General features: G+C 73.2%; 23 protein-coding genes. 8 read left to right on the forward strand and 15 right to left on the reverse strand.

Annotated features, from left to right (window positions below):
- Positions 1 to 15: 15 nt before the first annotated feature.
- On the reverse strand, positions 16 to 1098 hold the full coding sequence (locus tag ACZ63H_RS08160) for a DUF4190 domain-containing protein (RefSeq protein WP_469862998.1): 1083 nt from the start codon (positions 1096 to 1098) through the stop codon (positions 16 to 18).
- 18 nt (positions 1099 to 1116) lie between these two features.
- Between ACZ63H_RS08160 and ACZ63H_RS08165 the strand changes: the two genes are divergently transcribed.
- Positions 1117 to 2322: an adenosine deaminase gene (locus ACZ63H_RS08165; protein WP_469863073.1), complete on the forward strand. Its 1206-nt coding sequence runs from the start codon at positions 1117 to 1119 to the stop codon at positions 2320 to 2322.
- A gap of 115 nt (positions 2323 to 2437) precedes the next feature.
- Complete coding sequence (locus tag ACZ63H_RS08170) at positions 2438 to 3121, forward strand: glycerophosphodiester phosphodiesterase (RefSeq protein ID WP_469862999.1); 684 nt, start codon at positions 2438 to 2440, stop codon at positions 3119 to 3121.
- Between the two features lie 75 nt (positions 3122 to 3196).
- Here ACZ63H_RS08170 and ACZ63H_RS08175 read toward each other — a convergent pair whose 3' ends face one another.
- Complete coding sequence (locus tag ACZ63H_RS08175; RefSeq protein ID WP_469863000.1) at positions 3197 to 3841, reverse strand: nitroreductase family protein; 645 nt, start codon at positions 3839 to 3841, stop codon at positions 3197 to 3199.
- An 85-nt stretch (positions 3842 to 3926) separates the two neighbouring features.
- Here ACZ63H_RS08175 and ACZ63H_RS08180 point away from each other — a divergent pair, with 85 nt between their 5' ends.
- The gene (locus ACZ63H_RS08180) at positions 3927 to 4607 is read left to right on the forward strand and encodes an IclR family transcriptional regulator (RefSeq protein WP_469863001.1); all 681 of its coding nucleotides are present in this window, start codon (positions 3927 to 3929) and stop codon (positions 4605 to 4607) included.
- A gap of 24 nt (positions 4608 to 4631) precedes the next feature.
- Here the strand turns inward: ACZ63H_RS08180 and ACZ63H_RS08185 are convergent, their stop codons facing one another.
- The 3 genes from ACZ63H_RS08185 to ACZ63H_RS08195 form a co-directional block, all read right to left on the reverse strand.
- On the reverse strand, positions 4632 to 5105 hold the full coding sequence (locus tag ACZ63H_RS08185) for a hypothetical protein (protein WP_469863002.1): 474 nt from the start codon (positions 5103 to 5105) through the stop codon (positions 4632 to 4634).
- Between the two features lie 37 nt (positions 5106 to 5142).
- Positions 5143 to 6336 carry a polyamine ABC transporter substrate-binding protein gene (locus ACZ63H_RS08190; protein ID WP_469863003.1) on the reverse strand — a complete coding sequence of 398 codons (1194 nt, stop codon included), beginning with the start codon at positions 6334 to 6336 and terminating at the stop codon, positions 5143 to 5145.
- Between the two features lie 163 nt (positions 6337 to 6499).
- A complete protein-coding gene (locus tag ACZ63H_RS08195; RefSeq protein ID WP_469863004.1) occupies positions 6500 to 7939 on the reverse strand; it encodes a gamma-aminobutyraldehyde dehydrogenase in 1440 nt (479 codons plus the stop codon).
- 170 nt (positions 7940 to 8109) lie between these two features.
- On the opposite strand from ACZ63H_RS08195, the gene ACZ63H_RS08200 reads away from it, so the two are divergent.
- The 5 genes from ACZ63H_RS08200 to ACZ63H_RS08220 all read left to right on the forward strand — a co-directional run bounded on the left by ACZ63H_RS08200 (position 8110) and on the right by ACZ63H_RS08220 (position 13248).
- A complete protein-coding gene (locus tag ACZ63H_RS08200; RefSeq protein WP_185149123.1) occupies positions 8110 to 8631 on the forward strand; it encodes an Lrp/AsnC family transcriptional regulator in 522 nt (173 codons plus the stop codon).
- 2 nt (positions 8632 to 8633) lie between these two features.
- Complete coding sequence (locus ACZ63H_RS08205) at positions 8634 to 9998, forward strand: aspartate aminotransferase family protein (protein ID WP_469863005.1); 1365 nt, start codon at positions 8634 to 8636, stop codon at positions 9996 to 9998.
- Positions 9999 to 10188: 190 nt separating this feature from the next.
- Complete coding sequence (locus ACZ63H_RS08210) at positions 10189 to 10929, forward strand: ABC transporter ATP-binding protein (protein ID WP_469863006.1); 741 nt, start codon at positions 10189 to 10191, stop codon at positions 10927 to 10929.
- A complete protein-coding gene (locus ACZ63H_RS08215) occupies positions 10911 to 12269 on the forward strand; it encodes a hypothetical protein (RefSeq protein ID WP_469863007.1) in 1359 nt (452 codons plus the stop codon). The genes ACZ63H_RS08210 and ACZ63H_RS08215 overlap by 19 nt, the downstream gene beginning before the upstream one ends.
- A gap of 268 nt (positions 12270 to 12537) precedes the next feature.
- A complete protein-coding gene (locus tag ACZ63H_RS08220) occupies positions 12538 to 13248 on the forward strand; it encodes an LAETG motif-containing sortase-dependent surface protein (RefSeq protein WP_469863008.1) in 711 nt (236 codons plus the stop codon).
- Between the two features lie 54 nt (positions 13249 to 13302).
- On the opposite strand, the gene ACZ63H_RS08225 is transcribed toward ACZ63H_RS08220, so the two are convergent.
- From ACZ63H_RS08225 to rpsB, 10 genes are all read right to left on the reverse strand, one after another.
- Complete coding sequence (locus tag ACZ63H_RS08225; protein WP_469863009.1) at positions 13303 to 14322, reverse strand: ABC transporter ATP-binding protein; 1020 nt, start codon at positions 14320 to 14322, stop codon at positions 13303 to 13305.
- A complete protein-coding gene (locus tag ACZ63H_RS08230; RefSeq protein ID WP_469863074.1) occupies positions 14323 to 15924 on the reverse strand; it encodes an ABC transporter permease in 1602 nt (533 codons plus the stop codon).
- 47 nt (positions 15925 to 15971) lie between these two features.
- Positions 15972 to 17045: a thiamine ABC transporter substrate-binding protein gene (locus ACZ63H_RS08235; RefSeq protein WP_469863010.1), complete on the reverse strand. Its 1074-nt coding sequence runs from the start codon at positions 17043 to 17045 to the stop codon at positions 15972 to 15974.
- A gap of 214 nt (positions 17046 to 17259) precedes the next feature.
- Complete coding sequence (gene rlmN, locus ACZ63H_RS08240) at positions 17260 to 18366, reverse strand: dual-specificity RNA methyltransferase RlmN (protein WP_469863011.1); 1107 nt, start codon at positions 18364 to 18366, stop codon at positions 17260 to 17262.
- 48 nt (positions 18367 to 18414) lie between these two features.
- The gene (locus tag ACZ63H_RS08245) at positions 18415 to 19587 is read right to left on the reverse strand and encodes a cytochrome P450 (protein ID WP_469863012.1); all 1173 of its coding nucleotides are present in this window, start codon (positions 19585 to 19587) and stop codon (positions 18415 to 18417) included.
- 559 nt (positions 19588 to 20146) lie between these two features.
- A complete protein-coding gene (locus ACZ63H_RS08250; protein WP_469863013.1) occupies positions 20147 to 21280 on the reverse strand; it encodes a phosphatidate cytidylyltransferase in 1134 nt (377 codons plus the stop codon).
- A complete protein-coding gene (gene frr / locus ACZ63H_RS08255; RefSeq protein ID WP_469863014.1) occupies positions 21280 to 21837 on the reverse strand; it encodes a ribosome recycling factor in 558 nt (185 codons plus the stop codon). Before frr ends, ACZ63H_RS08250 begins: the two co-directional genes overlap by 1 nt.
- Before the next feature lie 175 nt (positions 21838 to 22012).
- Positions 22013 to 22771: a UMP kinase gene (gene pyrH, locus ACZ63H_RS08260; protein ID WP_469863015.1), complete on the reverse strand. Its 759-nt coding sequence runs from the start codon at positions 22769 to 22771 to the stop codon at positions 22013 to 22015.
- 216 nt (positions 22772 to 22987) lie between these two features.
- On the reverse strand, positions 22988 to 23824 hold the full coding sequence (tsf, locus tag ACZ63H_RS08265) for a translation elongation factor Ts (protein WP_469863016.1): 837 nt from the start codon (positions 23822 to 23824) through the stop codon (positions 22988 to 22990).
- A 165-nt stretch (positions 23825 to 23989) separates the two neighbouring features.
- Positions 23990 to 24880 carry a 30S ribosomal protein S2 gene (rpsB, locus tag ACZ63H_RS08270; RefSeq protein WP_469863017.1) on the reverse strand — a complete coding sequence of 297 codons (891 nt, stop codon included), beginning with the start codon at positions 24878 to 24880 and terminating at the stop codon, positions 23990 to 23992.
- Between the last annotated feature and the right edge of the window lie 163 nt (positions 24881 to 25043).

The following is a 25043-nucleotide window of genomic DNA, read 5'->3' on the forward strand; positions in this document are numbered from 1 at the left end:
CGTACACCGTGATGATCAGCCGTACACCGCGATGATCAGGGCGAACAGGCCCAGCACCAGGACGATGCCGGTCGCCCCGCAGATGAGACCGGCCAGGGCCACCCCGGGGTTCGTGGCCTCGCCGCGCTTCGCCTTCCCCCGGCCGAGCGCGCCGAAGACGACGGCCAGGATGCCCAGCACCAGGGCGAGCGGCCACGCGAGGAAGCCGATCACCGAGATGATGCCCAGCACCAGGGAGGCCGTCCCCATGCCGTTGCTCGGGGCGGGCTGCATGCCGGGCCAGCCGTAGCCGACGGGGTAGGCGGCGTCGGCGTACGGGGCGTGCGGCGGACCGGGGTGGCCGTAGGCGGGCAGGGTGCCCGGGTAGCCGTACGGCACCTGGCCGGGGCCGTCGGGGGCGATGGGCGGCGGGGGCACCTGGCCCGGTCCCGCGGGCGGGGGGAAGGCGTGGGTCTGGGGGGCGGGAGGTGCGTACGGGTGGGGGGTCGCGTAGGAGGCGGGGGGTGCGAAGGGGTTGGGGGCCGCGTTCGGCGCCGGGGCGGGGTACGGGAAGGGGTGCGCCTGGGGCGTCGCCCCGGGGGCCGGCGGAGCGAACGGGTCGGGGGCGGGGCCGGTGCTCCGGGGTGCGAAGGGGTCCGGCGTCGGCGGGGGCGGCGCGAAGGGGTTCGGCTGCGGGACGGGGGCCTGGGGCGCGGACGCGGCGGGGTGCGGCGCGGGGGCCGGCGAGGCGGTGCCGCCGGCGGGGCCGGCCCAGGGGGCGGGCGCGGTGCCGGTGGGATCCGCCGGGGCCGTCGGCGGTGAGGTGAGGGCCCGCTGGTCGTGGACGGGGGCGGGGGCCCAGGGCGCGTCCTGGACCGGCGTCCGGTCCGCGCCCGGTGTCCCGGGCGCCGCTGCCCGGTCCGCCCGGGGTTCCGCAGGCTCCGGTATTCGGTCCGCCGGGGCCGCCGTCGGCTCCGGTATCCGGTCCGCCGGGGACGCCGACGTCCCCTTCTCCAGGGACACCGGGAACGGCGCGGCGTCCTTCGGGCCCGGCGGGGTCGCGGGCCCGGGGGCTGCGGCCCGCTCCCCCGGCGTGGTCTGCGGCGCCTCGTCGGACATGGTGAAGGGACCCCTCTCCTGGACGTCCCGTCATGCTACGGGCCGCTCGGGACACCCCGGCCCGGGGCCTACGATGAACCCGCGCCACCGATCAGCCGATCACCGCGCCCGGGCCGTGCACCGCGGTCCACGGGCGCCGTTCCCGGGGAGGAACCCTTGACCGCCACCTCCGTACCCGCCGCCGGCACCGCCGACCGCGATCTGCGCGCCTTCATCGCGGGGCTGCCCAAGGCCGAACTGCACGTCCACCACGTCGGCTCCGCCTCCCCCCGCATCGTCTCGGAACTGTCCGCGCGCCACCGCGACTCCAAGGTCCCCACCGACCCCGAGGCGCTGGCCGAGTACTTCACCTTCACCGACTTCGCGCACTTCATCGAGGTGTACCTGTCGGTCGTGGACCTCATCCGCACCCCGGAGGACGTCCGGCTGCTCACCTACGAGGTGGCCCGCGACCTGGCCCGGCAGCAGGTGCGGTACGCGGAGCTGACCATCACCCCCTTCTCCTCCACCCGGCGCGGCATCGACGAGCGGGCCTTCATGGACGCGATCGAGGACGCCCGCAAGGCCGCCGAGGCGGAGTTCGGAACCGTGCTGCGCTGGTGCTTCGACATCCCCGGCGAGGCCGGTCTGGAGGCGGCCGAGGAGACCACGCGGCTGGCCACGGAGGACCGGGTCCGCCCGGAGGGCCTGGTGTCGTTCGGGCTCGGCGGGCCGGAGATCGGGGTGCCCCGGCCGCAGTTCAAGCCGTACTTCGACCGGGCCATCGCCGCCGGACTGCGCTCCGTGCCGCACGCCGGGGAGACGACCGGTCCGGAGACGGTGTGGGACGCGCTGCGCGACCTGCGGGCCGAGCGCATCGGGCACGGCACCAGCTCCGCGCGGGACCCGGAGCTGCTGGCGCACCTCGCCGAGCACCGCATCCCGCTGGAGGTGTGCCCGACCTCCAACATCGCCACCCGCGCCGTCCGCACCCTGGAGGAGCACCCGATCAAGGAGTTCACCCGGGCCGGGGTGCTGGTGACGATCAACTCCGACGACCCGCCGATGTTCGGCACCGACCTGAACAACGAGTACGCGGTGGCCGCCCGGCTGCTGGAACTGGACGAGCGAGGCCTCGCCGCGCTCGCGAAGAACGCGGTGGACGCCTCCTTCCTGGACACGGCGGGCAAGGCCCGGATCGCCCGGGAGATCGACGACTACACCACCGCCTGGCTCGCCGGCTGAGCCACCGCGCCCGTCGCGGGGTCCCGCGCCGGGGTCCGGAGCGATCGGTCCGGCACCGGGCCGTCCCGCCGGGCCCCGAGGCCGGAGCCGCTCGCGGCCCGGACACAATGGGCCCATGCAGACCGTGACCGCCGTGGCCCACCGCGGTGACCCCTACCGCTTCCGCGAGAACACCCTCGACTCGCTGCGGTCCGCGCTCGGCCAGGGCGCGGACGCCGTCGAGATCGACGTACGGCTCACCCGGGACGGCGTCCCCGTGCTGCTGCACGACGAGACGCCGCGCCGGCTGTGGGGGGTCGACCGGCCGCTGGCCGCGCTGTCCGCCGAGGAGCTGCGCGGCCTGACGGCCGGCGGGGTGCCGACGCTGGCCCAGGCGCTGGCCGCGACCGGTGACAGCCGGGTGATGGTGGACCTGTGCGGCCCGGTCGGGCGCCGGACGGTCGCCCGGACGCTGGACGTGGTCCGGCAGAGCGGGGCGCGGGACCGCGTCTACTACAGCGCGGGCGCCGAGGCGATGCTCGCCGTCCGGGCCGCCGACCCGGCCGCCGAGATCGCCCTGACCTGGACGACCCTGGCCCCGCCCCGCCCGGCGCTGCTCGCCGCCGTGCGCCCGCGCTGGCTGAACTACCGCTTCTCCCTGGTCGACCGGGACCTGACCGCCCGCGTGCACCGCGACGGCTGTCTGCTGTCCGTGTGGACCCCGGACACCCGCCGCTCCCTCGGCAGGCTGCTGGACCTGGGCGTGGACTCGATCACGACGAACCGGATCGACCTGCTGCACGCCCTGCGCTCCCGCTGACCCCGGCGGACTCCGGCGGCGCCGCGGCCGACGGCGCCGGCGGGGTGCCGAGCACCTCCAGCCGCTCGGACGCATTCAGAAACGGTCCCAGTGCAGCACCCGGTCCCGGGGGATGCGGGGAGCCGGCCGGAAGTCGGTGCCGAGGGTGTGGGCGACGGGGATGAGCGCCGCCTGCATCACGTCGTCGTACGGGATGCCGAGCACCCGGGCCGACTCCCGCTCGTCGACGAGGTTGCCGGTGGTCCAGCAGGTGCCGAGGCCCCGGGCACGCGCGGCGAGCATGAAGCTCCACACGGCCGGCAGGATGGAGCCCCAGGTGCCGGCCTGGCGCAGGACCGGGGCGTGGTCGGTACGGCCTTCCACGCACGGCACGACGAGCGCCGGGACCTCGTGCAGGTGGGCGTACAGGTGCGCGGTGCCGGAGTAGACCCGGTCCATCCGGGCCACGGACGCCCGTCGCACGTCCCGCTCCGGCAACGGCTCGGCGGCACCGGGCGTGGCCACCCCGGCGCGCCACACGTCGGCCAGGGCGGCCCGCCGCGCGGGGTCGGTGACGATGACGAAGTGCCAGCGCTGCCGGTTGCGTCCGGACGGCGCCTGCACGGCGAGGTCCACGCACTCCTCCAGCAGCCGGCGCGACACCGGGCGGGTGAGGTCGAGGCGGTGGCGGACGGCCCGGGTGGTGGACAGCAGCTCGTCGGAAGAGAGGTCGAGAGTCATGCGTTGACCCTGGCGGGCGGGGCCAAACGGCGGCAACGCCCGGCTTTCACTGAGCGAAAACGCGGGCGGGACGGGTGGAGGACGGATGGCCGAGAGCGTCGCGGGGCGGGTCTTCTCCGTACTGGACGCGTTCGCGGACGCGCCGGTCACGCTGCGGCTGACGGAGATCGCCCACCGCACGGGCCTGCCGGTGCCGACCGCGCTGCGCATGGTGCGGGAACTGGTGGCCTGGGGCGGGCTGGAGCGGGGGGCGGACGGCTCCTACCGCCTCGGCACCCGGATCCGGGCGCTCGGTGCCGCCGCCCCCTGCCCGCGCGGCCTGCTGGAGACCGCGCTGCCGGCGCTGCGCATCCTGACCGCGCGCACCGCAGGGCACGCGGACGTGGTGATCCCCGCCGACGGCACGGCCCTGTGCCTGGTCACCGGCGCGCGGCTCCCGCCGCACGCCACGGCCGCGGGCAAGGTCCTGCTGGCCCACGGCCTGCTCCCCGTCCCGGCCGGCGCCGGGCGGCACACCCGGCACACCGTCACCGCCCCCGGGGCGCTCGGCGCCCAGCTCACCCGCGTCCGCGCGACCGGTCTGGCCGAGGCCCACGAGGAACACCGCCTCGGTGAACTCTCCTTCGCGGCCCCGGTGTTCCGGGCCGGCGCGCCCGTGGCGGCGGTGACCCTGACCGCCCCGTCGGCCACCCGCTCCGCCCGCCTCGCCCCGGCCGTCCGGCTGGCGGCGGCGACGGTGGGCCGCGCGCTGGACGAGCGGCGGTGACGGCGGCGAGCCGCTCGCGGGGCGTCAGTCCCAGGCGTTGAAGAGCACCCCGCCCAGCGTGGTGAGGTGGTAGAGGCGGATGTGGCGCCACTCGTCCCGGGTCAGGGCCGAGGTGTCCACGGCACTCAGCGGTGTGGTGAGCCGCTCGCGGTCGAGCACCGTGAAGCCCGCGTCGGCGAAGGCCGGGGCCCAGGCGGGCGGTGCGAGGAACTCCTCGTCGTACCAGTTCCGGCGTTCCGGGGCGAACGCGATCCACGGGTGGTGGGCGTGGCACAGCACGACGGTCTCGCCCGCGCCGTCGAGGACCGAGGCGGTGTGGAAGGAGCGGGGACGGCTCTGTTCCTCCACCTCGCCCACCGTGCCCCCGGCGATCCGGGCGGCCGCGTACAGGGCGGCGCGGAACGTCCGCGGGTCGGTCCGGGGAAGCGGACCGGCGTCCTTCGGGCCGAGGAGGCCCGTCGCCCCGCGCGGCAGCGGGAAACCCTTGTCCATGACCATGGGCTCATCCTGCCCGGTGCCGGCGCGGTCCGGCGGCTCACAGGCCCACTATGCCGTTCCAGCGCCGGGTGAACTCCGGGCGTTCCGTCGTGCCGATGTCCCGGGCGACGGCCAGACGCTCGCGCATGACGGGGTCCGGGAAGATCAGGGGGTTGTCGGCGAGGGCCGCGGTCTCCTTGTCCGCGTCGGCGGCCAGCACCTCCCGGGCGGCCGGGACCGGGCAGACGTAGTTGACCCAGGCGGCGAGCTTCGCGGCGACCTCGGGCTGGTAGTAGTAGTCGATCAGCCGCTCGGCGTTGGCCTTGTGCCGGGCCCGGTCGGGGATCATCAGCGAGTCCGACCACAGCTCGGCTCCCTCCTCGGGGACGACGAAGCGGATGTCGGGGTTGTCCGCCTGGAGCTGGATGACGTCACCGGAGTACGCCTGGCAGGCCAGTACGTCCCCGGTGACCAGGTCCTTGGTGTAGTCGTTGCCGGTGAAGCGGCGGATCTGGCCCCGGTGCACCTCCCGCTCGATCCGGTCGCACATCCGGTGGAAGTCGTCCGTGGTCCAGCGGGTGATGTCGACGCCGTCGCCCTGCATGAGCAGCGCGAACGCCTCGTCCAGGCCGGACAGCAGGGTCACCCGTCCCTTGAGGTCGGGCGCCCAGAGGTCCTTGACGTGCCGGATGTCCCGGCCGAGCGCCCGCCGGTTGTAGGCGATGCCGGTGATCCCGGACTGCCAGGGCACGGTGAACCGGCGGCCCCGGTCGAAGGCGGGCGAGCGCAGCAGCGGGTCCAGGTGGCGCGCGACGTTCGGCTGGTGGGCGCGGTCCATCTCCTGGACCCAGCCCAGCCGGACGTACCGGGCGCACATCCAGTCGCTGATGACGATCAGATCGCGGCCGGTGGGCCGGTGGCTCATCAGCGAGGGGCTGATCTTGCCGAAGAACTCGTCGTTGTCGTTGATCTCCTCGACGTAGTCGACGGAGATCCCGGTGCGCTTCCGGAACCCGTCCAGCGTGGGCCGCCGGCCCGGGTCGTCGTCGTCGGTGTCGATGTACAGCGGCCAGTTGGCCCAGGTCAGCCTCTTGTCCGCCGCGGACTCGTCGGCCGCGGCGCGGTCACCGGGCCTGACGTAGGCGGCGGGCACCCCGCACCCGGCCAGCGCGCCGAGCGCGGCGGCGGTGCCGAGGGCGGCGAGGAGGGAGCGGCGGGACGGCGCGGACGTGCGGGAGGAAGTCTGGGACACCCCGGAAGGATGCCGTTCCGCCGCCGGGAGCGGCAATCGACGCTGCGTCGAGCGCTCGGACGCCTGCCCGACACCTTGTCGATCACCCCGCCGGGGCACGACGCGGGACGGCCCCGGACGGGAAGGTGAGACCCGTCCGGGGCCGTGCCGCCGTTCGCGGTGCCTACGCGTCCAGGGACGTCATCACGTGCTTGATGCGCGTGTAGTCCTCGAAGCCGTAGGCCGACAGGTCCTTGCCGTAGCCGGACTTCTTGAAGCCGCCGTGCGGCATCTCGGCGACCAGCGGGATGTGCGTGTTGATCCACACGCAGCCGAAGTCGAGCTTCTTGGACAGGCGCATCGCGCGGGCGTGGTCCTTGGTCCACACCGAGGACGCGAGGGCGTACTCGACGCCGTTGGCGTACTCGACGGCCTGGTCCTCGTCGGTGAAGGACTGCACGGTGATGACCGGGCCGAAGACCTCGTTCTGGACGATCTCGTCGTCCTGCTTGAGGCCGGAGACGACGGTCGGGGCGTAGAAGTAGCCCTTGTCGCCGACCCGGTGGCCGCCCGCCTCGACCTTGGCGTGGGCCGGCAGGCGCTCGATGAAGCCCGCGACCTGCTTCAGCTGGTTGGGGTTGTTCAGCGGGCCGAAGAGGACGTCCTCGTCGTCCGGCTGCCCGGTCCTGGTCTCGGCCGCGGCCTTGGCCAGCGCGGCGACGAACTCGTCGTGGATCGCCTCGTGGACGAGGACGCGGGTGGCGGCCGTACAGTCCTGGCCGGCGTTGAAGAAGCCCGCCATGGAGATGTCCTCGGCGGCCTTGGCGATGTCGGTGTCCTCGAAGACGACGACCGGGGCCTTGCCGCCCAGCTCCAGGTGGACGCGCTTGACGTCCTTGGAGGCGGACTCGGCGACGGACATGCCGGCGCGCACGGAGCCGGTGATCGACGCCATCGCGGGCACGGGGTGCTCGACCATCATCCGGCCGGTGTCGCGGTCGCCGCAGATGACGTTGAAGACGCCCTCGGGCAGGATCGAGCCGATGATGTCGGCGATCAGCACCGTGGAGGCGGGGGTGGTGTCCGACGGCTTGAGCACGACCGTGTTGCCCGCCGCGATGGCCGGGGCGAACTTCCACACGGCCATCATCATCGGGTAGTTCCACGGCGCGACCTGCGCGCAGACACCGACCGGCTCACGGCGGATGATCGAGGTCATCCCCTCCATGTACTCGCCGGCCGAGCGGCCCTCCAGCATCCGGGCCGCACCCGCGAAGAAGCGGATCTGGTCGACCATCGGCGGGATCTCCTCGGAGCGGGTCAGCCCGACGGGCTTGCCCGTGTTCTCCACCTCGGCCGCGATCAGTTCCTCGGCGCGCTCCTCGAACGCGTCGGCGATCTTCAGGAGGGCCTTCTGCCGCTCGGCGGGGGTGGTGTCGCGCCAGGCGGGGAAGGCGCGGGCGGCGGCTTCCATGGCGGCGTCGACGTCCGCCTGCCCGGACAGCGGCGCGGTCGCGTACGCCTCGCCCGTCGCGGGGTTGACCACCTCGGTGGTCCGTCCGTCGGCGGCGTCCCGGAACTCACCGTCGATGTAGTTGCGCAGACGACGCAGCTCGGTGCTCACTGCCGGCCTCCTGATCTGGTTCTGGCTGTCCACTCGCTGAGACACCCACCCTAATCGCCGCACCCACGTTTTCAACACCCCCACCGGCGCTCGATCTGCGAAATCCGCAAGGTCAAGTCTCCTAAACAACGGATTTCATCGCTGAGAGCTTGCAAAACTGTCGAGACCTGGTGCACAGTGAGGTCGTGGCCAGTCGAAGCGCAGACCAGAGGGACTCGTCCCGCGAGTCCAGGAACGGCAACAGTCCCCAGCTGGACGCCGTCTCCCTCGCCATCATCCAGCAGCTCCAGGAGGACGGCCGCCGGCCGTACGCCGCGATCGGCAAGGCCGTCGGCCTGTCCGAGGCGGCCGTGCGCCAGCGCGTGCAGAAGCTGCTGGACCAGGGCGTGATGCAGATCGTCGCCGTGACGGACCCGCTGACCGTGGGCTTCCGCCGGCAGGCGATGGTCGGGATCAACGTCGAGGGCGATGTCGAGTCGATCGCGGACGCGCTGACCGGCATGTCGGAAGTCGAGTACGTGGTGATGACCGCGGGCTCGTTCGACATCCTCGCCGAGATCGTCTGCGAGGACGACGACCACCTGCTGGACGTCATCAACAAACGCATCCGGGCCCTGCCCGGCGTGCGCTCCACCGAGAGCTTCGTCTATCTGAAGCTCAAGAAGCAGACCTACATGTGGGGAACCCGATAACCGTGAGCACCAAGGACCTCAGCCGCACCGCGTACGACCACCTGTGGATGCACTTCACCCGCATGTCCTCGTACGAGAACTCCCCCGTCCCGACCATCGTCCGGGGTGAGGGCACCTACATCTACGACGACAAGGGCAAGCGCTACCTCGACGGTCTCGCGGGTCTGTTCGTGGTCCAGGCCGGTCACGGCCGCACGGAACTCGCCGAGACCGCCGCCAAGCAGGCGCAGGAGCTGGCCTTCTTCCCGGTGTGGTCCTACGCCCACCCCAAGGCCGTGGAGCTGGCCGAGCGCTTGGCCAACGAAGCCCCGGGCGACCTGAACAAGGTCTTCTTCACCACCGGTGGCGGCGAGGCCGTCGAGACCGCCTGGAAGCTCGCCAAGCAGTACTTCAAGCTCACCGGCAAGCCCACCAAGTACAAGGTCATCTCCCGCGCGGTCGCCTACCACGGCACCCCGCAGGGCGCCCTGTCCATCACCGGCCTGCCGGGCCTGAAGGCCCCCTTCGAGCCGCTGGTGCCGGGCGCGCACAAGGTGCCGAACACCAACATCTACCGCGCGCCGCTCTTCGGTGACGACCCGGTCGCCTTCGGCCGCTGGGCCGCCGACCAGATCGAGCAGCAGATCCTCTTCGAGGGCCCCGACACCGTCGCCGCGGTCTTCCTGGAGCCGGTGCAGAACGCCGGCGGCTGCTTCCCGCCGCCGCCCGGCTACTTCCAGCGCGTGCGCGAGATCTGCGACAAGTACGACGTCCTGCTGGTGTCGGACGAGGTCATCTGCGCCTTCGGCCGCCTCGGCACGACGTTCGCCTGCGACAAGTTCGGCTACGTCCCGGACATGATCACCTGCGCCAAGGGCATGACCTCGGGCTACTCCCCGATCGGCGCCTGCATCATCTCCGACAAGCTCGCCGAGCCGTTCTACAAGGGCGACAACACCTTCCTGCACGGCTACACCTTCGGCGGCCACCCGGTCTCCGCCGCGGTGGGCCTCGCCAACCTCGACCTGTTCGAGCGCGAGGGCCTCAACCAGCACGTGCTGGACAACGAGGGCGCCTTCCTGCAGACCCTGCAGAAGCTGCACGACCTGCCGATCGTCGGCGACGTCCGCGGCAACGGCTTCTTCTACGGCATCGAGCTGGTGAAGGACAAGAACACCAAGGAGTCCTTCAACGAGGAGGAGACCGAGCGCGTCCTGTACGGCTTCCTCTCCAAGGCGCTGTTCGACAACGGCCTGTACTGCCGTGCCGACGACCGCGGCGACCCGGTCGTCCAGCTCGCCCCGCCGCTGATCTCCGCCCAGGAGACCTTCGACGAGATCGAGCAGATCCTGCGGGCCACCCTCACGGAGGCGTGGACCAAGCTCTGATCATCCGACCGGATGACAGCACGCGGCCCCGGCGCCGTCCGTTCGAGTGAGAACGGCGGCCCGGGGCCGCGTGCTGTCCGGGCTCCCGTCCGGACCCTGCCTAGCGTGCCAGTGACCGATCAGCCCAGCCTTCGTTCCCCCACATGGCGGAACAGGCACGGGGAAACGGATCAGAACCGAGGTGTACGCCATGGAGGCCCCACCGGACAACGACGTGCTCTGGGCACGCTCCCTGCACTACACGCACCGCGACGGCTCCCCCGGGCTGGCCGGGGTCTCGATCGGCGTGCGGCAGGGCGAGATCCTCGCCGTCAGCGGACCGCGCGGCAGCGGCAAGACGACCCTGCTGCGCTGTCTGTCCGGCCTGGTGCCGGTGTGCGCCGGCGAGGTCTGGTTCAACAGCTCCCCCGTGCACACCCTCGGCCCGACGGCCCGCGAGCGGCTGCGCCGCGAGCGCTTCGGGTGGATCGACCCCGAACCCGTCCTCGTCCCCGAGCTGAACGTCTGGGAGAACGCCGCGCTCCCGCTGATGCTGCGCGGCACCGCCCGCCGCCGGGCCAAGGTGTGCGCGCTGGAGTGGCTGGAGCGCCTCGACGTCGGCGACCGGGCCCGCTGCCGCCCGCGCGCGCTGCGGCACGCCGAGCGCCAGCGCGTCGCCATCGCCCGCGCGCTGGCCGCCGGGCCGCAGGTGCTGTTCGCCGACGAACCGACGGCACCGCTGCACCGCGCCGACCGCGCCCATGTGCTGCGCACCCTGACCACGGCGGCCCGCTCGCACGGCATCACGGTCGTCCTCGCCACGCACGACCCCGACACCGCCGCCCTCGCCGACCGCACGGTGGCCCTGCTGGACGGGCGCCGGGTGCACACCGTGCACCTGCCGGACGCTCCCGACGTGGAAGGCCGGGCGGCGTGCTCGCTCTCCGCCTGACCCGCGCCGCCCGGCCCGCCGTCCAGCTGCGCCGCCTGCTGGTGGCCGCGGCCTCGGCGGGCACCGGCCTGCTGCTGCTGTCCAGCCTCGCCCACGCGCTGGAGCACCCGGAGGCCGCGGACGCCGCCGCGCTGCGCCTGGCCTGGTGCGCGGTGCCGCTCGCCGCCACGGTGTACCTGGCGCTGGCGGTGGCCCGCACCGACCCCGGCACCCGGCCACGCCCCGGGCTGTCCGCCGCGGGTCTCGGCCCGGCCCGGCTCATGGCGGTCTCCGCGCTGACGACGGCCCTGTCCTGCACCCTGGGCTCGCTGCTGGCCCTGCTGCTCTTCCTGCACCTGCGCGGGGACCTGGCGGGCCTGCCGTTCGACGGGGCGGCGGCCGGTGTCCTCGCGGCGGGCCTGCCCTTCCCGGTGCCGGCGGCCATGACCCTGCTGGCCGTGCTCCCGGTCACCGCGACGGCGGCGGTGGCCGTGGCGCTCCGTCCGCGGGATCCCGGCCCGGCGGCGCCGCGGGCGCGGCGGTTCGGCCGGTTCGGGGCCTTCGGCGGCGCGCCGGGCACGGAGACCTTCGGGGCGTACGGACGCTTCCGGGCGCGGGCCGCCGCCCGGGCACGCGCCGCCGAGCCGCACCCTGCGGGCGGTGCCACCGCCGGGGCGGCGGGGACGGCCCCCGGCGCGCCGTGGGGAGGGGCGGGCGCGGACGGCGAACCGGCGCCGGACGCCGCGACCGGCCCCGAGTCCCCGGCACCACTGCCGGACACCGACGCCCGACCCCCCGCCGGTCTCCCCTGGGGCGTCGCCCTCGTCACCGCCGGGCTGGCCGCGCAGTCCTACGCCGGCCGCTCGGCCCCGGCGCCCGCCCTCGCCGTCCTCCTCGGCTGGCTCCTCATCGCCGCCGGTCTGGTGCTGGCCGGCCCCGGACTCACCCATCTGTGCGGGCGGCTCCTCCAGGCCGGGCGGCCGGGCGTGCTGCGGCTGCTGGCCGGCCGGGGCCTCATGGCGGAGGCCGTCCGGATCGGCCGTCCCCTCGGCGTGGTCTGCGCGGTGGCGTCCGCCGGGTGCGCCCTGGTCGCGCTGTCCGGCGGCCCGGCCCCGGCCTTCGGCCCGCTGTCCGCCCTCGGCGCGCTCGTCGTCGGCGGCTCCACGCTCGCCACCCTGTTCACCGTGGCCGTCGAGGCCCGCCAGCACCGCGCCGCCACCACCGCCGCGCTGCTCCGCCTGGGCGCCCGCCCCGCCCTGCTGCGCGGGGCCGCGGCGCTGCGCGCCGCCGCCCTGCCGGCCCTGTGCGGCCCGCTCGTCCTGGCGATCGCCGCGCTGTCGGCCCTGCCCCTGAGCCGCTGAGACCCTGAACCGCCCGGGCCCTGCACCGCCGAGGCCCCGCACCGCCGGGCTCGGGAGCGCCTCCCGGCGGCGCGCCCAAACATCGGGGCGGTTAATAAGCGGGCAAAGGCAACGGCCGTGCGGGGCCCGCGCGTTGACACTTCTCGCGGGGCGCTTATAGATCTGTGAGCCTCCCGGGGAGCCGGGGTCCGGACACCGCGTTCCGCCGCCCCCGACTCCCCCTCCACCCCCCCCCGCACTTGCTCTCTGTAAAGGACAAACGTTGTCCATGACTCGCCGTAGCGTCCGCCGTTCCGCGAGCGTTCTGGGCGTCGCCACCGGATCGGCGGCCCTGATACTCGGCCCGGCCGGCTCCGCTCTCGCGTGCACCATCGAGGACTTCTCCGCCGCGGCCGGCTGCGACGGCGGCAAGGGTGTCATCGTCGTCACCGACACCGACCCCTCCGCCACCGACGCCACCGTCGGCGTCTTCCTCAAGAGCGCCGGAGGCGTCGAGACGAAGGTCGGCGAGCAGCCGGTCAAGGGATCGGGGCAGGGCGTCCGGGCCGTCTTCCCGGCGGACTGGAAGCCGGGCACGACGTACCGGGTCCATGTCACGGCCGGCCGGCAGGTCGACCAGGACGTCCGGCCCGACCTGGTGACACCGTCCACCCCCTGCGCGCCCGCGACCGGGACCCCGGCCCCGACCGCCGGCACGGCACCGCCGGACTCCCCGGCCCCGGCGCCCACATCGTCCACCACCGCGTCCGCCCCGGCCGAGCCGGCGCCCCCGGCCCCGTCGGCCTCCCCGTCGAGCCCCGCCCCCGCGGGCGTCCCGGCCGACGTGCCCTCGCCGGTGGCCGGCGACTCGGGCCTCGCGGAGACCGGCGCGAACTCCCACACCGCGCTGATCGCCGGCCTCGCGGCGGTCCTGGTCGCGGCCGGCGGGGGCGCGGTCTGGTTCGGCATGCGCCGTCGCGGTCCGGGCCGCGACGGCTGAGCGACGGGACCGAGCGCGGCCCCTCGGCACGGGCACGAGCCCCGGGGCGGACGATCAGTCCAGCACGGCGATCTCGGCCGCGTCGAACTCCACGCCGACCGAGGCGCCGGGTTCGGGCGCGTCGCGCAGCGCGCAGGCCGCCTCCAGCCGCGGCCCGTCGGCCGGCTGGAGGTGGACGGCCACGTGCGAGCCCTTGAAGGTGCGGGCGGTCACCGTGCAGGACAGGCCCTGGCCCGCGGGCACCAGCCGGACCCCGGCCGGGCGGACCAGGACCGAACGGCTGCCCCGCGCCGAGCCGTCGGGGACCGGCAGCTTGCCCCAGGGGCTGTCGGCGACCGTGCCGTCGACGCTCGCCCGGACCACGTTCTCGAAGCCGAGGAAGCGGGCCACGAACGCGTCGGCGGGCTGCTGCCACACCTCGACGGGCGTCCCGGACTGCGCGATCCGTCCGTCCCGCATCACCACCACCCGGTCGGCCAGCGCGAACGCCTCGCCCTGGTCGTGGGTCACGGCGAGCACGGTCGTGCCCAGCCGGCCGAACAGCTCCCGCAGTTCCACCACGAGGCGTTCGCGCAGCGAGCGGTCGAGCTGGCCGAGCGGCTCGTCCAGCATGAGCAGCCGGGGCCGGGGCGCGAGTGCCCGGGCGAGGGCCACGCGCTGCTGCTCGCCGCCGGACAGGGCGGTCACCGCCCGCCGCGCGGCCCCCGGCAGGCCGACCAGGTCGAGCAGCCGGCCCACCTCGGCGTCCCGTTCGCGCCGGGCGACACCGTGCATGCGCAGCCCGAACGCCACGTTGGCGCCGACGTCCCGCTGCGGGAACAGCTGGTGGTCCTGGAACATCAGGCCGACATCACGCTGGTGCGCGGGCACCCCGCGCTGGTCCCGGCCGTCGAGCACCACCCGCCCGGAATCGAGGGGCTGCAACCCTGCGACGGCCCTGAGCAGCGTCGACTTGCCGCTGCCGCTGGGCCCGAGCACGCACACCACCTCGTGCTCGGCGACATCGAGGCCGACCCGGTCGAGGACGGCCCGCCCGCCGAAGCGCACGGTCGCGGCGTCCAGGCTGAGCAGCATCTAGAACTCCCCCGTCCGGTCGGTGCGCAGCCGCTCCAGGACGAGCAGCGCGGCGGCGCACACCACCATCAGAATGGTCGAAAGGGCCATCGCCTGCCCGTAGTTGAGATCGCCGGGGCGGCTGAGCAGCCGGGCCACGGCGACCGGGAGCGTGGGGTTGTCGGGCCGGGCGATGAACACGGTCGCCCCGAACTCGCCGAGCGACACGGCGAACGCGAAGCCGGCCGCGATCAGCAGCGCCCGCCGCACCAGCGGCAGGTCCACCTCCCGCCACACCCGCCAGGGGGAGGCCCCGAGCACGGCGGCGGCCTCCCTGAGGCGCCCGTCCACCGCGCGCAGCACGGGCAGCATGGTCCGTACGACGAAGGGGGCGCCGACCAGCGCCTGGGCGAGCGGCACCAGGATCCAGGACTGGCGCAGGTCCAGCGGCGGCTTGTCGAGCGCGATCAGGAAGCCGAAGCCGACCGTCACCGCGGAGACGCCGAGCGGCAGCATCAGCAGCGCGTCGAAGCCCCGGACCAGCCGTCCGGCGTCCCGGCGGGCCAGCGCCGCGGCGGCGAGGGCACCGATCACGACGGCGATGGCGGTGGCGACGACGGCGTACTGGAGCGAGGTCCACACCGCGTGGACGGGCGCCACCACGAACGTACCGCCGTCGGGGTCGGTCAGCGCCCGGTAGTAGCCGAGGCCGGGCGCGTCCAGGGAGCGGCGCACGAGGACGCCCAGCGGCAGCACCAGCAGCAGGGCGACGGTGGCGAGGACGGCGGTCAGCAGCGCCCACTGTCCGGCCCCGCGCGGCCGGCGCGCGGTCCCGGTGGCGTCGACCAGGCGCAGCGCGGTCTCCCGCCGCCGCACCGTCCAGGCGTGCACGGCGAGGACCGCGCCGACGGCGGCGAACTGGACGAGGGTGAGGACGGCGGCCGTGGTCAGGTCGAAGACCTCGGAGGTCTGCTGGTAGATCTCCACCTCGAGGGTGGAGAAGGCGGGGCCGCCGAGGATCTGGACCACGCCGAAGGAGGTGAAGGTGAACAGGAACACCATCAGGGCGGCGGCCGCCACGGCGGGCCCGAGCGCCGGGAGGGTGACCCGGCGCCAGGCCGTCAGCGGGGAGGCGCCCAGCATGCGCGCGGCCTCCTCCTGCCGGGGGTCGAGCTGGGCCCACAGCCCGCCGACGGTGCGGACGACCACCGCGTAGTTGAAGAAGACATGGGCGAGCAGGATCGCCCACACCGTGGTGTCCAGCCGTACCCCCCACAGCTCGTCCAGCAGGCCGCCCCGCCCGACCAGCGCCAGGAAGGCGCTGCCGACGACGACGGTCGGCAGCACGAACGGCACCGTGACGACGGCCCGCAGCACCTGTCTGCCGGGGAAGTCCAGGCGGGCGAAGACGTACGCGGCGGGCAGAGCGAGCAGCAGGGTGAGCGCGGTGGAGGCGAGCGCCTGCCAGGTGGTGAACCACAGCACGTGCCGGATGTCGGGGCGGGTGACCACGTCCACGATCCGCCCGACCTGCCAGGTGCCGTCCGCCCGCAGCCCGCGCGTGACGATCGCGGCGACGGGCCAGGCGAAGAACAGCGCGAAGAACGCGACGGGCAGGGCCATCAGCCCGAGCCGCGCCGCGCTCCCGCGCCGGCCCCGCGCCCTGGCGGTCACTTCAGTACGAGCGACGTCCACGCGGAGACCCACTGGTCGCGGTTGGCGGCGATCCTGCCGGGGGCCAGGGTCTCGGGGTCCTTGGCGGCCGGACCGTACTCGGTGAAGTCGGCGGGCACGACGGCCCCCTCGACGACCGGGTAGACGAACATGTTCAGCGGCATGTCCTGCTGGAACCGCCGGGTGAGCAGGAAGTCGAGGAACGCCTTGCCGCCCGCGGGGTTCTTCGCGTTGCTCAGCAGCCCGGCGTACTCGGTCTGCCGGAAGCAGGTGCCGTACGCCACCCCGGTCGGGGCGGTCGCGGGCCGCTTCTTGGCGTAGATCACCTCGGCGGGCGGGGAAGAGGCGTACGACACCACCAGCGGCCGGTCGCCGCCGGCCTTCCTGCCCTCGGAGGAGCCGGAGAACTCCTGGTAGTAGGCCTGCTCCCAGCCGTTGACGACCTTGACTCCGTTGGCCCGGAGCTTCTTCCAGTACTCCGGCCAGCCCTTGTCGCCGAACCGCGCGGCGCTGCCGAGCAGGAAGCCGAGGCCGGGCGAGGAGGTGGCCGCGTTCTCCGTGACGAGGAGGTTCTTGTACGCGGGCTTGGCGAGGTCGTCGAAGGACCGCGGCGGGGTCAGCTTGTGCGCGCTGAACCAGGCCTTGTCGTAGTTGACGCAGATGTCGCCGGTGTCGACGGGGGTGACGCGGTGCTCGTCCTGGTCGACGCGGTTCTCCGGCCGGACGGAGTCGGCGCCCTTCGGCTCGTAGGGCTGGAACAGCCCGTTGTCCAGGGCCCGGGAGAGCAGGGTGTTGTCGACACCGAAGAAGACGTCGCCCTGCGGGTTGTCCTTGGTCAGGATCGCCTTGTTGACGGCCTGCCCGGCGTCGCCGTCCTTGAGGACCCTGAGCTTGTACCCGGACCGCTTCTCGAAGTCCTTGACGACGCTCTTGGAGACGCTCCACGAGTCGTGGCTGACGAGGGTGACGGTCTTGGGGTCCGAGGACGACCCGGACCCCGACGCACCGCACGCGGACAGCGTGACCAGGCCGAGCCCCGCCGCCACGGCCACGAGGGTCTTGTTGTGCACTGGATGTCCTCCTGGGGGTTGGCCAGGAAGAGACGCGGCCCTGCCCGGACCGCCGCGCGGGCGGCCCGGGCAGGGCGCAACAGCTTGAGTGATGACCGAACTTCCTACCCAGAATGACCTGGGCGAGGTTCAGAGGGTCTGCGGCCCGGTCGCCGCACTCTCAGCGCTGTGGCGCTCCCCTGTCGGAATATGAAGATATGTGGACGTGGTCAGATTACCGCTCGGTGGCCGCGAGCTGACCGCAGGCTCCGTCGATCTCCTGACCGCGGGTGTCCCGGATGGTCACGGCCACCCCGTGGGCGGCGATGGCCTCCACGAACGCCTTCTCGTCCTCCGGCCGCGACGCGGTCCACTTCGACCCCGGCGTGGGGTTGAGCGGGATGAGGTTGACGTGCACGGGCTTGCCCTTGAGCAGCCGGCCGAGCCGGTCGCCGCGCCAGGCCTGGTCGTTGATGTCCCGGATCAGCGCGTACTCGATGGACAGCCGGCGGCCCGACTTCTCGGTGTACTCGAAACCGGCGTCCAGCACCTCGCGCACCTTCCACCGCGTGTTCACGGGGACGAGGGTGTCGCGCAGCTCGTCGTCGGGAGCGTGCAGGGAGATCGCCAGCCGGCACTTGAAGCCCTCGTCGGCGAACCGGTGGATGGCGGGCACCAGACCGACGGTGGAGACGGTGATCCCGCGCTGCGAGAGGCCGAGCCCGTCCGGCGCGGGGTCGGTGAGCGCCCGGATGGCCCCGACGACCCGGTTGTAGTTGGCGAGCGGCTCGCCCATCCCCATGAAGACGATGTTCGACAGCCGCGCCGGACCGCCCGGCACCTCGCCGTCGCGCAGCGCCCGCATGCCGTCCACGATCTGGTGGACGATCTCCGCGGTGGACAGGTTGCGGTCCAGCCCCGCCTGCCCGGTCGCGCAGAACGGGCAGTTCATCCCGCACCCGGCCTGCGAGCTGATGCACATGGTCACCCGGTCCGGGTAGCGCATCAGCACGGACTCGACCAGCGTCCCGTCGAACAGCCGCCACAGCGTCTTGCGCGTGGTCCCCTCGTCGGTGGACAGATGCCGGACGACGGTCATCAGCTCCGGGAACAGCGCTTCCTGGAGCTTGGCACGCGAACCGGCGGGGATGTCGGTCCACTGCTCCGGGTCGTGCGCGTACCGCGCGAAGTAGTGCTGCGAGAGCTGCTTGGCGCGGAACGGCTTCTCGCCGGTCTCGGCCACCGCGTCCTTGCGCTGGGCGGGCGTGAGGTCGGCGAGATGCCGCGGCGGCTTCTTGGCTCCGCGCGGCGCGACGAAAGTGAGTTCTCCGGGCTTAGGCATGGCCTTACCAGTGTCGCAGATCCAACCGGGTGGCCCCGAAAGCCGCCTTCACCAGGTCACCGGCAGGCTCCTCGGGCCGCGGATCAGGCCCCGGCGCTGGAACTCGACCCGACCGGGAGGGACGGCCAGCCGCAGGCCGGGGAAGCGGGCCAGGACGGAGCCGATCATGACCTCGGCCTCCATGCGGGCCATGACGGCGGCCGGGCAGTGGTGCGGGCCGTGGCCGAAGGCCAGGTGGGCGAGGGGGTCCCGGTCGAAGTCCAGGGCGTCGGGGTCGGGGAACGCCCCGGGATCGCGGTTGGCGGCCAGGTAGGCGTTGTGGACCACGTCACCGGCGCGGATCAGCCGGCCGCCCACCTCGACGTCCTCGGTGGCGATCCGGGGGATGCCGACGCCGTTGCGGTGCGGGACGTAGCGGAACAGTTCCTCCACCGCCCGGGGCAGCAGCTCCGGCTCCCGGCGCAGCCGGTCCAGGTGGCCGGGGTGGGTGAGCAGCGCGTACATCATCGAGCCGCTGTTGTTGCGGACCGCGTGGCCGCCGCTGACCTGGACGGCGATCGCGAGGGACACCGCCTCGTCGTCGGTGATCCCGCCCTCGGCGGCGGCCCGCGCCAGCACCCCGGCCAGGTCCTCGCGGGGCTCCTCGCGGCGGCGCCGGAGCAGTCCGGCGATCCGCTCCCGGGTCTCCCTCGCGGCCTCCCGGGCGCGCTCCCCGGACCCCGCGCCCGCCGACAGCAGGGCCTCCCCGGCCGCGGTCCAGTCCCGCCGGTCCTCCTCGGCCACGCCGAGGAAGTCGCGGAGCACGGCGAGCGGGAAGGGGCCGTGCAGGTGCTCCATGAGGTCGGCCGGGGCACCGGCGCGCGCCATCCCGTCGAGCAGCTCGGCGGCCCGGCGCTCGGCGAGCGGACGCAGCCGACGCATGCTCCGCGCGGTGAACGCCCGGGCGACGACGCGGCGCAGCCGGGTGTGCCGGGGCGGGTCGATGTACTGGAGCCCCGCCGTCCGCGAGGCGACCGGCACCGGGCGCAGGGCGGGCACGTCGCGGCCGGCGACCCGTGCCCGGGAGAAGCGCGGGTCGGAGGTGACGAGGCGGACGTCCTCGTACCGGGTGACCAGCCAGGCCCAGCCCGCGCCGTGGGGCAACCGGATCCGGCTGACCGGCTCCTCGCGCAGCAGTGCGTCCAGGAACGGATCGGGGTCGAGCGCGGGCAGGTCGTCCACGGGCCAGAACCGCACCGGAGGGGAGGGGGCCGGGGAGGCGGCGGTGCCGGCCGGGCACAGGGAGGCGGGACGCGCGGGCGCGCGGGCCGGGGCGGGGCGCCCGGACGGGGGTGCGGGGCGCGCGGGCCCGGACGGGGAAGGGGAGGCCGGGCACGCGGAGACGCGGGCGGGAGACGCCGAGCCGGAGGCCGGACACGCGGAGACGGAGGCCGGGCACGCGGTGGTGCGGGCCGGGCAGGTGGACGTGGAGGCGGGGGCGGGGTCGAGGGGCATCGGGCACACTCCCTGCTGCGGCGCCGGGCGGCGACGCGACCACCGCCCTGGGAGGAGTCTGCCGCGCGCGCCACCGGGCCGCCGATTCCTGCTGCGGCATCCGGGTACGGACCGCCACGCGGCCCCGGCGCGCGATCGTGGCACGGCGCGGACGCGCGGCTGAGACGACGGCGCCCCGCCACGGCACGGACTCGCCGCCACGACGACGGCCCCCGCCCTGCTGTGACACAGGAGGAGGGCCGGGAGGCCGGACCGCTCGACGCAGCCGGTAAAGGACCGCCAGGGGTCACGTGGAGCCGACGAACACCACCAGCAGCAGCCACACCACCGGAGCCGTGGGCAGCAGCGAGTCCAGGCGGTCCATGATGCCGCCGTGGCCGGGGAGCAAGGTGCCCATGTCCTTGATCCCGAGGTCGCGCTTGATCATGGATTCGCCGAGGTCGCCCAGCGTGGCGCTGGCCGCGACCGCCAGGCCCAGCAGCAGGCCCTGCCACCAGGCTCCGCCGTCGATCAGGAAGTGCGTGCACAGCGCGCCCGCCACCATCGCGAACAGCACCGCGCCCAGCAGGCCCTCGCGGGTCTTGCCGGGGCTGATGCGCGGGGCGAGCTTGTGCTTGCCGAAGCGCCAGCCGACCGCGTAGGCCCCGGTGTCGCTGACGACCGTCAGCAGCAGGAAGGTCAGCACCCGCCAGGGACCGTCGTCGGCGGCGAGCATCAGCGCGACGAAGGTGGCGAGGAAGGGTACGTAGAACGCGGCGAAGACTCCGGCCGTGACGTCCCTGAGGTAGCCCTCCGGCCGCTCCGTCATGCGCCATACCAGGGTGGCCAGCGCGGTGAGGGCCATGGCCACCCACGCGCCCTCGGCACCGCGCACGTAGCCGGCGACGACCATGGCCGCGCCGCCCACCGCGAGCGGCACGAGCGGCGCCCTGATCTCCTTGCGCTCCTGGAGCCTGCTGGTCAGCTCCCACAGTCCGACGACGACGGCGACCGCTATCACGCCGACGAACACGGCCTTGACGATGAACAGGGACGCGACGATCACCACACCGAGCCCGACGCCGACCCCTATGGCGGCGCTCAGGTCGCGGCCCGCGCTCTTCTTCTGCGGCGCCGGCGGCGGCTGCGGGGCGTCGGGCATGGGCTCCGGGTTCTGAGTCTCGGCCGGGAGCTCCCGGGCCTGGGACGTCTCGTCTCGGAACAGGGGCCCGCTCGGCCGAGCGGCCCCCCGGTCGTCGTCCTGGTCTCCGCCGTATGCGGGGCCGTCGGGCACGATGGGCATGGGGCGAGTGTGCTGCGCCTCAGGCGCATCGTACGCGGGACCCGCCGGGGCAGCCCCCTGGACAGGTCCACCCGCGGTGGACCCCCAGTAACCGGTCTGCCCCGCCGGTGGCGGTGCTCCCCAGGAAGAGTCGCTCATCAGACTTCGAGCAGCTCCGCTTCCTTGTGCTTCAGGAGCTCGTCCACCTGGGCGACGTACTTCGCCGTCAGGTCGTCGAGGTCCTTCTCCGCACGGCGGCCCTCGTCCTCGCCGATCTCGCCGTCCTTGATCGCCTTGTCGATGGCGTCCTTCGCCTTGCGGCGCACGGAGCGGATCGAGACCTTCGAGTCCTCGGCCTTGCCCTTGGCGACCTTGATGTACTCGCGGCGGCGCTCCTCGGTCAGCTCGGGGAACACCACCCGGATGATGTTGCCGTCGTTGCTGGGGTTGACGCCCAGGTCGGAGTCGCGGATCGCCTGCTCGATGTTGCGCAGCGCGCTCTTGTCGAACGGGGTCACGACCGCCATGCGCGGCTCCGGCACGGAGAACGAGGCCATCTGGTTGATCGGCGTCAGCGCACCGTAGTAGTCGGCCACGATCTTGTTGAACATCGCCGGGTGCGCACGGCCGGTGCGGATCGCGGCGAAGTCCTCCTTGGCGACCACGACGGCCTTCTCCATCTTCTCCTCGGCCTCGAGGAGGGTCTCTTCGATCACCACTTGCTCCTGCGTGTCTTGAGTAAGGCCCGGCTCCGGTTCCTGCGTCGGTCGGCGGCCGGCTGCGTCGCGTCTTCTTCCTGCACGGTTCCCGACCGGCAGGACATTGTCCATCCCCCGGCCGGGGACGGCCCCTGCACGGGGCCGTGCGTCACCGGCCGGGTTTGATCCGGGGTCAGTCCCGGCTGCCCTGGTCACCCACCAGCGTGCCGATCTTCTCACCCTTGACGGCGCGGGCGATATTGCCCTCCGCCAGGAGCTCGAAGACGAGGATCGGGAGGCTGTTGTCACGGCACAGCGTGATGGCGGTGGCGTCGGCGACCTTGAGGTCGCGGGTGATGACCTCGCCGTAGCCGAGCGCGTCGAACTTGACGGCGTCGGGGTTGGTCTTGGGGTCGGAGTCGTAGACCCCGTCCACGCCGTTCTTGCCCATGAGCAGCGCCTCGGCGTCGATCTCCAGGGCGCGCTGGGCGGCGGTGGTGTCGGTGGAGAAGTAGGGCATGCCCATACCGGCGCCGAAGATGACCACGCGGCCCTTCTCCAGGTGGCGCACGGCGCGCAGCGGGATGTACGGCTCGGCGACCTGGCCCATGGTGATGGCGGTCTGCACGCGGGACTGGATGCCCTCCTTCTCCAGGAAGTCCTGGAGGGCGAGGCAGTTCATCACGGTGCCGAGCATGCCCATGTAGTCGGAGCGGGCACGGTCCATGCCGCGCTGCTGGAGTTCGGCACCGCGGAAGAAGTTGCCGCCGCCGATGACGACCGCGATCTGGGCGCCGTCGCGCACGACGGCCGCGATCTCACGGGCGATCTTGTGCACCACGTCCGGGTCGACGCCCAGGCCCCCGCCGCCGGAGAAGGCCTCTCCGGACAGCTTCAGCAGAAACCGGCCGCGTACTTTGCCGTCGTCGCTCTTCTGGGCCTTGGTGGTCATGGGGGATCCCGCCTCTTTCACGTGTTGCACATACGAAGAAGGCCATTGCCGGTGGGGTCGCTTTTCGCTCCCATGCGCGGCAATGGCCTCCTCGTCAGATCTGCTGCCGTCCGCCGCACGCCGGGGTGGGGCGATGGGGACGGACGACTGCGGTCGACCCTATCGGCATTTCCTCTCGGATCCGCCCGGGGGTCGCGCGTCGATCGCGGTACGGACTCAGATGCCGACCTTGATGCGCGAGAAGCGCTTCAGGGTGACACCGGCCTCGTCCAGAACCTTCTGGACCGACTTCTTGTTGTCCAGCGCGTACGGCTGGCCGAGCAGCGTGGCGTCCTTGAAGAAGCCGTTCAGGCGACCCTCGACGATCTTGGCGATCGCGGCCTCGGGCTTGCCCTCGGCGCGGGTGGTCTCCTCGGCGATGCGGCGCTCGGACTCGACGACGTCCGCCGGCACGTCCTCCTTGGCCAGGTACTTCGGCGCGAAGGCGGCGATGTGCTGGGCGACGCCCTTGGCGACCTCGGCGTTGGGCTTGTCCAGCTCGACCAGGACACCGATCTGCGGGGGCAGGTCGGGCATGGTGCGGTGCATGTAGGCGGTGACGTAGCCGTCGGAGAACTGCGCGAAGCGGTCCAGGACGATCTTCTCGCCGAGGTTGGCGTTGGCCTCGTCCACGTACGCCTGGACGGTCTTGCCGGCCTCGATCTCGGAGGCCAGCAGGGCCTCGATGTCGGCCGGGTTCGTCTTGGCGGCGTGCTCGGCGATGGCGTTGGCCACGGCCTGGAACTTCTCGCCCTTGGCGACGAAGTCCGTCTCGCACTTCAGCTCGACCAGGACACCGGAGGAGTTGTCGTCGGCGATGATGGAGACCACGGCGCCGTTCTCGGCGGAGCGGCCCTCGCGCTTGGCGACGCCCTTCTGGCCCTTGATGCGCAGCGCTTCGACAGCCTTCTCGACGTTGCCCTCGGCCTCGTCCAGCGCCTTCTTGCAGTCCATCATGCCGGCGCCGGTGAGCTCACGGAGCTTCTTGACGTCGGCGGCGGTGTAGTTCGCCATGAGTCTGTGAGTCTTTCTCGAAGTCTGTTTTAGATCCGCACGGTCGCGACCCACATGTAGTCGCGGGCCGCGTACGCCGTGCCGACCTACGGGTGAACAGCGGGGGCGGATTTCAACGCGCCGGAAGCGCTACCGCCCCCACTGTCGAACGCTGACGGACCGGCGTCAGGCCTGCTCGCCCTCGGCGGCCGGGGCCTCGGCGGCGGGGGCCTCGGCAGCCGGCGCCTCGGCGGCGGGAGCCTCGGCGGCAGCGGCGTCGGCGGCCGGAGCCTCCTCGCCCTTCTTCTCACCCTCCAGCAGGTCGCGCTCCCACTCGGCGAGCGGCTCGCCCGCAGCCTTCTCGCCCTTGTCACCGGTGGCGACGCCGGAGCGGGCGATGAGGCCCTCGGCGACGGCGTCGGCGATCACGCGGGTGAGCAGGGTGACGGAGCGGATCGCGTCGTCGTTGCCCGGGATCTTGTAGTCGACCTCGTCGGGGTCGCAGTTGGTGTCGAGGATCGCGACGACCGGGATGTTCAGCTTCCGGGCCTCACCAACGGCGATGTGCTCCTTCTTGGTGTCCACGATCCAGACGGCGCTGGGCACCTTCTGCATCTCGCGGATACCGCCGAGGGTCTTCTCCAGCTTGGCCTTCTCGCGGGAGAGGACCAGCAGCTCCTTCTTGGTCAGACCGGAGGCGGCGACGTCCTCGAAGTCGATCTGCTCGAGCTCCTTCAGGCGCTGCAGACGCTTGTAGACGGTCGAGAAGTTGGTGAGCATGCCGCCCAGCCAGCGCTGGTTGACGTAGGGCATGCCGACGCGGGTGGCCTGCTCGGCGATGGCCTCCTGCGCCTGCTTCTTCGTGCCGACGAACATGACCGTGCCGCCGTGGGCCACGGTCTCCTTGACGAACTCGTAGGCGCGGTCGATGTACGACAGCGACTGGAGCAGGTCGATGATGTAGATGCCGTTGCGCTCGGTGAAGATGAAGCGCTTCATCTTCGGGTTCCAGCGACGGGTCTGGTGACCGAAGTGGACGCCGCTCTCCAGCAGCTCCCGCATCGTGACGACGGCCATGGCCGTATCTCCTTGGTGTTCTCGGTTGTGCCGCGTCCGCCGGACGGCGGTCGCGCCTGACGCCCGCGCTGCGCCGTGCCACGAAGGACCGAGGGGCGCTTGGCAGGGACCGTTGCCGGCCGCCGTACCGGGGCGTGCGAAGTCGACCCGGTGACCCGGATCG

It is taken from the genome of Streptomyces sp. NPDC104831 (assembly GCF_055583025.1).